The organism is Demequina sp. (genome assembly GCF_016278775.1).
Classification (GTDB): Bacteria; Actinomycetota; Actinomycetes; order Actinomycetales; family Demequinaceae; genus Demequina.
The window spans coordinates 1-7,216 of record NZ_JADQBF010000054.1 but is presented as its reverse complement, the minus strand read 5'-3'; the positions used below and the strand labels follow the sequence as shown (position 1 = coordinate 7,216).

Annotated in this window: 9 protein-coding genes; 5 read left to right on the top strand and 4 right to left on the bottom strand. The window is 67.7% G+C overall.

The annotated features are described in order from the left end of the window. Window positions 1-135 precede the first annotated feature (135 nt). Together QZZ33_RS06985 and QZZ33_RS06980 are read left to right on the top strand one after the other, a co-directional pair. Window positions 136-1,083, top strand: a complete 948-nt coding sequence (locus tag QZZ33_RS06985; protein WP_291379052.1) for a pirin family protein — start codon at window positions 136-138, stop codon at window positions 1,081-1,083. A gap of 40 nt (window positions 1,084-1,123) precedes the next feature. Then, window positions 1,124-2,032, top strand: coding sequence for an aldose 1-epimerase family protein (locus tag QZZ33_RS06980; protein ID WP_291379050.1), 909 nt, complete (start codon window positions 1,124-1,126; stop codon window positions 2,030-2,032). Window positions 2,033-2,047: 15 nt separating this feature from the next. Here QZZ33_RS06980 and QZZ33_RS06975 read toward each other — a convergent pair whose 3' ends face one another. Together QZZ33_RS06975 and QZZ33_RS06970 are read right to left on the bottom strand one after the other, a co-directional pair. Continuing rightward, a complete protein-coding gene (locus tag QZZ33_RS06975) occupies window positions 2,048-2,695 on the bottom strand; it encodes a DUF6226 family protein (protein ID WP_291379049.1) in 648 nt (215 codons plus the stop codon). A 10-nt stretch (window positions 2,696-2,705) separates the two neighbouring features. Then, window positions 2,706-3,470 carry an SGNH/GDSL hydrolase family protein gene (locus QZZ33_RS06970; protein ID WP_291379048.1) on the bottom strand — a complete coding sequence of 255 codons (765 nt, stop codon included), beginning with the start codon at window positions 3,468-3,470 and terminating at the stop codon, window positions 2,706-2,708. A gap of 70 nt (window positions 3,471-3,540) precedes the next feature. Here QZZ33_RS06970 and QZZ33_RS06965 point away from each other — a divergent pair, with 70 nt between their 5' ends. Beyond that, complete coding sequence (locus tag QZZ33_RS06965; RefSeq protein WP_291379047.1) at window positions 3,541-4,038, top strand: glutathione peroxidase; 498 nt, start codon at window positions 3,541-3,543, stop codon at window positions 4,036-4,038. A gap of 10 nt (window positions 4,039-4,048) precedes the next feature. Here the strand turns inward: QZZ33_RS06965 and QZZ33_RS06960 are convergent, their stop codons facing one another. Then, window positions 4,049-4,570, bottom strand: a complete 522-nt coding sequence (locus tag QZZ33_RS06960; protein ID WP_291379046.1) for an N-acetyltransferase — start codon at window positions 4,568-4,570, stop codon at window positions 4,049-4,051. 150 nt (window positions 4,571-4,720) lie between these two features. Between QZZ33_RS06960 and QZZ33_RS06955 the strand changes: the two genes are divergently transcribed. Beyond that, on the top strand, window positions 4,721-5,080 hold the full coding sequence (locus QZZ33_RS06955; RefSeq protein ID WP_291379045.1) for a RidA family protein: 360 nt from the start codon (window positions 4,721-4,723) through the stop codon (window positions 5,078-5,080). A gap of 71 nt (window positions 5,081-5,151) precedes the next feature. Here the strand turns inward: QZZ33_RS06955 and QZZ33_RS06950 are convergent, their stop codons facing one another. After that, window positions 5,152-6,729 (bottom strand): SDR family oxidoreductase, encoded by a 1,578-nt coding sequence (locus QZZ33_RS06950; protein WP_291379051.1) that lies wholly within the window; start codon window positions 6,727-6,729, stop codon window positions 5,152-5,154. Between the two features lie 260 nt (window positions 6,730-6,989). On the opposite strand from QZZ33_RS06950, the gene QZZ33_RS06945 reads away from it, so the two are divergent. Then, a partial coding sequence (locus QZZ33_RS06945) for an NAD(P)/FAD-dependent oxidoreductase (RefSeq protein ID WP_291379044.1) occupies window positions 6,990-7,216 on the top strand: 227 nt, incomplete at its 3' end.

Genomic DNA, 7,216 nt, shown 5'->3' with positions numbered 1-7,216 from the left:
CGCGAAGGAAGCCCTCGAGGACGCCGTCTCAAGAGATCGCATCATCATCCCGCTGTGCGCCTACATGGCCCGCTACCTTGAACGCCACCCCATCGAGGGCGCCAAGGTCGAGTGGCCGAACAGGCCGCCGCGGCCATGACAAGCCTGGGGCCGCGCGCAGACATCATGCCGTCCCGCGAGGTACCGCTGGGCGGCTTGCGTTCCATGCAGGTGCAGCGTGCCTTGCCTCAACGCGCGGTTCCCACGGTGGGCGCCTGGTGCTTTCTTGACCGCTTTGGCCCTCAGCGCACCACCATGAGGGTGGAGCCGCACCCCCACATGGGCCTGCAGACCGTCACCTGGCCGCTTACCGGCGAGGTGCGTCATCGCGACTCGCTGGGCTCCGACGTGGTGTTGCGCGCCGGCCAACTCAATCTCATGACGAGCGGCGCTGGCGTTGCCCACTCCGAGTATTCGCTGGGAGACGCGGACGTCGAGCTCGATGCGCTGCAGCTGTGGGTCGCCCTTCCGGAGGCGACCAGGCACGGGGACCGGGGTTTCGAGCGCCATGAGACCCTCCCCACGCTCACCCTCCCGGCAAAACGCGGCGCCGACGCCGACGCCACGGTCGTCATGGGCACCCTTGCGGGCGTCTCGTCCCCGGCAACCACGCACACTCCCCTGGTGGGAGCCCAGATTGGCGTCTCTCCCGGCTCACGCGTCGGCATTCCCTTGGACGCGTCTTGGGAGCACGCGATCGTGGTGCTCGAAGGGGAACTGGACGTCCACGCGTCGTCCGACCCACACGCCGACGCGACGCGCCCCGGCCGCAACGACCTCCTCTACCTGGGCACCGGTCGTGACCAGGTGGTGGTCGCGTCGGACGAAGGCGCCCTGCTGTTCCTGCTGGGAGGCGAGCCGCTCGAGGAAGAACTGGTTATGTGGTGGAACTTCGTGGGCCGCAGTCACGAGGAGATTGCGGAGGCATGGGACGCCTGGCAGGGCCGCTCCGCGCGTTTTGGCGACGTGGCGGGCCATGGGGACGTGCGCATCCCTGCTCCGCCGATGCCCGCCGTGCGCCTCACGCCGCGACGCAGGCGATAGGTCGCGCGCGGCGAGCCCGCCGCGCCGCTAACGTGAGGGCATGAGCCCTCTCTCCGGTACCCAGATCCACCTCTCCCGCGGCGCCCAGAGCGCCACCCTTGCCACCGTCGGCGCGGCGTTGCGCGTCTATACCGTTGATGGGGCCGACGTGGTGGTCTCCTTTGGCGAGGATGAGGTCGCGCCCGCGTTCCACGGCATGGTGCTCGCGCCGTGGCCCAACCGCCTCGCAGACGGGGCCTACACGTTCGATGGCCACGAGCTGCAACTGCCCATCAGTGAGCCCGCCCGCAACACCGCGCTGCACGGGTTGTCGTGCTGGGTCGACTGGAGCATCTCCGAGGCGTCCAGCGACGCCGCCACGCTGGTGCTTGACCTCGCAGCCAGCCCCGGCTACCCGTTCTCACTGCGCGTGAGCGTCACCTACGCGCTCACCGATGACGGGCTCACCATCACCACGAAGGCCCGCAACACGGGCGCGACCGCCCTGCCGTACGGCGTCGGCTTCCACCCATGGATCTCACCCGGCCGGGGCTCGCTCGATGACTGCACGCTCGAACTGGGCGCGAACAGCCTGGTCACGGTGAACGACCGCCTGCTACCCACCGGCACCACTCCCGTCGCCAGCGACATGGACTATCGCGAGGCGCGCACCCTCGCGGGCTCAGATCTTGACGATGCGTTTGTGGACCCGGTCCGCGACGCCGACGGCCGCTCCTGGGCGCGCCTGACCCGCGCCGACGGCTCGACAGTGGCGATCTGGATGGACGACGCCGCCAAGGCGTGGCAGGTGTGCACGGGGAACCACATCAGCCCTGCGTCGGCGCAGCGCAGCGGCGTGGCCGTCGAGCCAATGTCCTGCATCGCCGACGCCTTCCGCACCGGGCAGGGTCTGGTCACCCTGCAGCCTGGCGAGAGCCACACGTTGGTGTGGGGCATGGCATTGGTCTAGGGCTCGCACCGGCCCCTACGGCACGCGCGGACTCCACGCTGCCCAGGCGCCATCGATCGGAGCGAGCCTGGCGCGAGCCTTGGCCAGTTGTTGTGGCGTGATCGTGGAGTCAGCACGTCCCGTACGGCCCCAATGACCGTCTGGCCGCTCCAGCCTGTGGCTCACTGTGGGGCGCGGGCCGCGACTCACGTGCTCCGTGAGGCCGCCCTCGATCACCGCCATAACTAGCCACTCCAGATCATCGGCGGCACTGTCCCAGACCTGATCGCATGCATCGCAGCCGCAGGAGGGCGCATACTCGACCACCAAGACCCCTGCGAGCAACGTGATGCCGGGAAGGTCGGTGAAGATGATCGTGATCGGTGCGCACCGCGGGTTGGCCGGGATGAGCCGGACAACCGTGGTCGCGTCGAGGAATCGCTCCGGGACATCGGCCAGGTGGGATGGACTCTCGCTCACCGCCACGTCGTAAATGCGCTCCAGGTAGGCGATGAGTGCTCTCGCGACCTCGTGAAGGGGTCGGAACCGCTCCGGATGGGTGAGCACCGAGTACGTGTGGTCGGGAGCGCCGTTCATCCCCCACCGCTCGCCGTAGGGAATCACGCGGCCCTCTGCGTCGCGGAACTCCTGCGGCGCGATCGTGGGCCGCACGTACTGTTCCATGCGCGCCAGCCTATGCGGCGGGCACCCTCGTCCACGTGGGGAACTTGGCCTCGCGGCCGTCGCCTGAGGAGCGGCCCCTGAGCCGGCGCCCCATCCACGGCACTACATAGGTCCACCAATACCGTGCCTCCGCCCCGAGGCCCCCGCGCACGGCGTCGGCGTCGGCCGCCGTCGGCGACTCCGTGGGAAAGCCCATCGCCGTGAGAACCCGGCTGGCAATCCACTGATGTCCCAGGCTGCTGAGGTGGAGGCGGTCCTCCGACCACCACGCCTGGTTGCGTCCCTCGGGAACGCGGAAGTTGTCCACAAATGTCACGCCCTCGCGGCCGTCGATCAGGTCTTCGACAATCTGGGTGAGGCGCGCGCCCAGTTTGCGCATTCGCTTGCCGGCCGGAAGCCGGTCGGACGGGTCGGCGCCCGTGAGGATCACCACGTGAACGCCCTGCTGCGCGCACCGGTCGAGCACCAGGGACGTGAACGCGGCCATGCGCTCGTCGGAGAAGCGGGGCCGCAACATGTCGTTGCCACCGCCGTTGAAGGTCAGGTGCGTGGGAGGCGGATCCAGGGCGAGCGCGGCGTCGAGCTGCTCGGTAACGATGGACTCGATCTTGCGGCCGCGGATAGCGAGGTTGGCATACCAGACCTCGCGGTCGGGGTGTGCGGCGGCGAGACCGGCAGCCACCCTGTCGGCCCATCCCAGCGGGCTGCCGTCGGGAAGGTAGTCGTTCATGCCCTCGGTGAAACTGTCCCCAATGGAGACGATGCGGATGGTCACGCATGCCAGTTTACGTGCGGCGATGCGTCGGCACGGCACGGCACGGTCGCCAGAGTGAGACGATGAACCCATGCCGTCCCTTGCAGACTTCACGGCGACCACGCTCGATGGCCGCGACCATTCCCTGTCCGAGTTCGACGGACAGGTGGTGCTCGTCGTCAACACCGCAAGCAAGTGCGGGTTCACGCCGCAGTTCGCTGGACTTCAGGACTTGTACGAGCAGTTTTCAGACCAAGGCTTCTCCGTGCTCGGGTTCCCGTGCAATCAGTTCGGGGCGCAAGAGCCGGGCGACGACGCTCAGATCGGCGACTTCTGTCAGGCAAACTACGGCGTGACGTTCCCGATGTTCGCCAAGGTCGACGTCAATGGGCGCGGTGCGCATCCGCTGTTCGTGTGGCTCAAGTCCCAGGCGGGTGGCTTCTTTGGCTCGTCGATCAAGTGGAACTTCACCAAGTACCTGGTGGACCGCGACGGGCGGGTGATTGCGCGCTACGGCTCGCGTACTGAGCCAAGAGATCTCGCGCCTGACATCGCGAAGGCGCTCAACGCGTCGTCCGTGGCTGAGTGAGCCTCGAGGGCTAGAACGTCACCACGCCGGTCACGCCGTCGAGCGCACCCGGAGTGATCTCGATGCCCATGATGTTGTCCAGCATCTCGGCAGGGATGTCGTACTGGCAGCGGATCCCCCACGTCGACGCTGGCTTGAAGCCGAACCGCGGGTAGTAGGCGGTGTCGCCCGCCAGGAACATCGACCCGTGGCCAGCCCGCTCGGCACGCGCCAGCAACTCGCGCACCATCGTCGCTCCAAGGCCTGCGTCACGTCGGTCCTCGCGCGTGCAGATGGGACCCAGATACAGGGCGGGCCACGTGCGGTCACCGTCCGCGATGGTGGTCGCGCTCGCCATGGCGTAGCCGACCACTTGTCCGTCCTCAATAGCGACCAGCTCCAGATCAGGCACGTATCGCGCGTCGGCGCGCACCTGTTCCAGCAACTCCCGCTCGTGACCGTCGGACACGCGCGCCGTGGCAAAGGCTTCCTGGACAAACGCGCCCAAAGCATCGGTGTCGCGTAATGCGGCATCCTCGATAGTGATGGTCATGGGTACTCCCGTCGGTGCGGGGCCCTGTAGACCAGGCACGATGTCCGCGACCGTAGGCTCACACGCGGCACGCCGCCACGCGAGGGCCGTTGGTCCCGCGCTCTGCCGGAGCTGGCCGCGTTGTCGGCGCCCGGGTCTAGCGTGGGCCTCATGATCACCCGCTTCGCTCCTCACTATGGGGACACCACCTGCGCCAGCGCCGTGCGCGCCGGCGACCACCTCTACCTCGCACACCATGCGGGCGCCTTGGACGATCCGACGCTGGCAGGGCAGACCCGCGCCAGCCTTGAGTCACTACGGACGACGCTGGTGCGGGCTGGAGCCGACATGTCGGCCCTGGTTCAGGTCACCATGTGGGTCCGCGAGATGGGCCCCGAGATGCGGGAGGCCTGGGACGTGTTTGCGGAGTTCTGTGGCGAGGAGCCTCCCGCCCGCATGACGGCCACCACGGACTTCTTCGACGCACGATGCCTGGTCCAGATCGACGGGGTCGCGTACCTGGGTACGTGACGGCGCGGCCCTTGCGTCAGGCGTGCACCTCCTCGCCGATGCATGCGAGCGCTCGCGTGACCAGGGCGGGTTCAGTGTTCGCGGGGCGGGCGGACGGGTTGGTGACGGGAGGAGTCGGGCATGGAAGACTCGTCAACCCTGTCACCTTCAGCGACAGCCACAATCCGGTTCACCATGCCGCTGAAGATCAGGCCGTGGAATGGCAGCATGGACAACCAGTAGAGCCGTCCCGTCAGACCTCGTGGAAAGAAGACGGCGCGCTGCCAGTACTCCGAACCGTTCTCGGTGGGATTGACGCCCAGTTCCAGCCATGCGCTGCCGGGAACACGCATCTCGGCCCGCAGGCGCAACAGCCGCCCGTCCTCGATGTGCTCGACACGCCACACATCAATCGCGTCCCCCACCGTCAGTTTCGCCTGGGTGCGGCGCCCCCGTTTGAGGCCGACCCCGCCAGCAAGCCGGTCAATCAGGCCGCGCGATGCCCACAGCACAGACGCCGAATACCACCCTGTGGCCCCTCCGATCTGGGAGATCACCCTCCAGACCGCTTCGGCGTCGGCAGTAGTGGACTTTCTGCGCGCATCCTTGAAGACGGTCCTGCCCGCCCACTCGGGGTCGCTCGGCATGGGGTCGCTGGGTGCATCGCTGACTCGCGCGTCAACCCAACTGGTCTCGACCTGATCAATCTCAATGCGGCCCAAAGCCAGGCGAAGGGAATCGTGGTACCCGGCAAGGCCCCCAGGCGGCGGCGGTATGACGTGATTGATCGCGTCGTCCTTCACCACGCACGTATGCAGCAACGACTCCACCAGTGGCCTGGCGAGCCGACGGGGCACTGGCGTGACCAGCCCCACCCAGTGCGAGGCGAGCCCTGGCGTGAGAACCGGCAACGCCGTGATGCGACGCCTCGGCAGCCCGGCCTCGAGCGCGTATCCGTTCATCATCTCGGAGTAGCGCATGACGTCTGGCCCGCCGATGTCGAACGCCCGATTCACGTCATCGTCGACGCGCGCCGCGGCCAACAGGTAGTAAATGACGTCGCGCACCGCGATGGGCTGGATGAAGTTGCGCACCCATTTTGGCGCGGGCATGTATGGCAGCACCTCGGTGAGGTGACGGATCATCTCGAACGACGCGGACCCTGACCCGATAACCACCCCTGCTTGAAGAATGATGGTCGGCACGGCCGATGCCAGGAGGATGTCGCCCACCTCCTTGCGGGAGGCCAGGTGAGAGGAGAGCTTGTCTCCGTCGGGGTGGAGTCCACCCAGGTAGATGATGCGTTTCACCTCGTGTGCGGCTGCGTTCTCCCCCACGTTCAGTGCGATGGTGCGATCAAGCCGCCCGTAGTCGTGCCCGCCCGTCATCGAGTGCACCAAGAAGTACACGATGTCCACGCCGTCCATCGCGCGATCCATCGCGTCAGGATCGGCCGCATCTCCCTCAACCACCTCGACCTCGTTGGCCCACGGGAGTGCGGCGATCCGCTCACTGGACCGCGTCAAGGTGCGCACCCGATAACCGCCCGCCAGCAGTCGCGGCACCAGGCGGCCCCCAATGTAGCCGGTGGCGCCCAACACCAGAACCCACGGGGCCGGTCCGTCCTCCGAGCGTGGGGCACGTAGCGAGCTCTCCGAACCCAGGGGCATGCCCGTTGACAGCGGTTCAGGAGTGGCGTCGGGACTCTCGCTCACAATGTGGCTCCGGTTTCGTTGGCCAATGCGCCATGAGGCGCTTCTAGAGAACGACGCCGGCAGCGCGGGGATTCCTGGGGCGGTTGGCTCGCGGTTGAACGCTGGCGGCCATCCCTGCGACTGCGGGCGTGCGCCGAACGACGCATCGGCTACGTTGACCCCATGCCCACCTGTGCCGTCGACGCCTGCGGTTGCCTCGCTGCTCGGAGCGCGTGATGCGGACGGCGCGCGTCATCGGTGGGGGCCCGGCTGGCCTCATCGCCGCGGAGGTGCTGGCCCGCGCGGGCGTGTCCGTCATCGTCCATGAGCGCATGCCCTCCCCCGGCCGCAAGTTCTTGTTGGCGGGCCACGGCGGGCTGAACCTCACGCACTCGGAAGACCGCGAACGCTTTGTCACGCGGTACGGCACTTCGGCCGAACGGATCGCGCCGATGCTCGCAGT

Coding starts and splice junctions, on each gene's coding strand:
- QZZ33_RS06975 (WP_291379049.1), bottom strand. CDS start 2,695: ATGGAACAGTACGTGCGGCCCACGATCGCGCCGCAGGAGTTCCGCGAC.
- QZZ33_RS06955 (WP_291379045.1), top strand. CDS start 4,721: ATGATCACCCGCTTCGCTCCTCACTATGGGGACACCACCTGCGCCAGC.
- QZZ33_RS06960 (WP_291379046.1), bottom strand. CDS start 4,570: ATGACCATCACTATCGAGGATGCCGCATTACGCGACACCGATGCTTTG.
- QZZ33_RS06985 (WP_291379052.1), top strand. CDS start 136: ATGACAAGCCTGGGGCCGCGCGCAGACATCATGCCGTCCCGCGAGGTA.
- QZZ33_RS06950 (WP_291379051.1), bottom strand. CDS start 6,729: ATGCCCCTGGGTTCGGAGAGCTCGCTACGTGCCCCACGCTCGGAGGAC.
- QZZ33_RS06980 (WP_291379050.1), top strand. CDS start 1,124: ATGAGCCCTCTCTCCGGTACCCAGATCCACCTCTCCCGCGGCGCCCAG.
- QZZ33_RS06965 (WP_291379047.1), top strand. CDS start 3,541: ATGCCGTCCCTTGCAGACTTCACGGCGACCACGCTCGATGGCCGCGAC.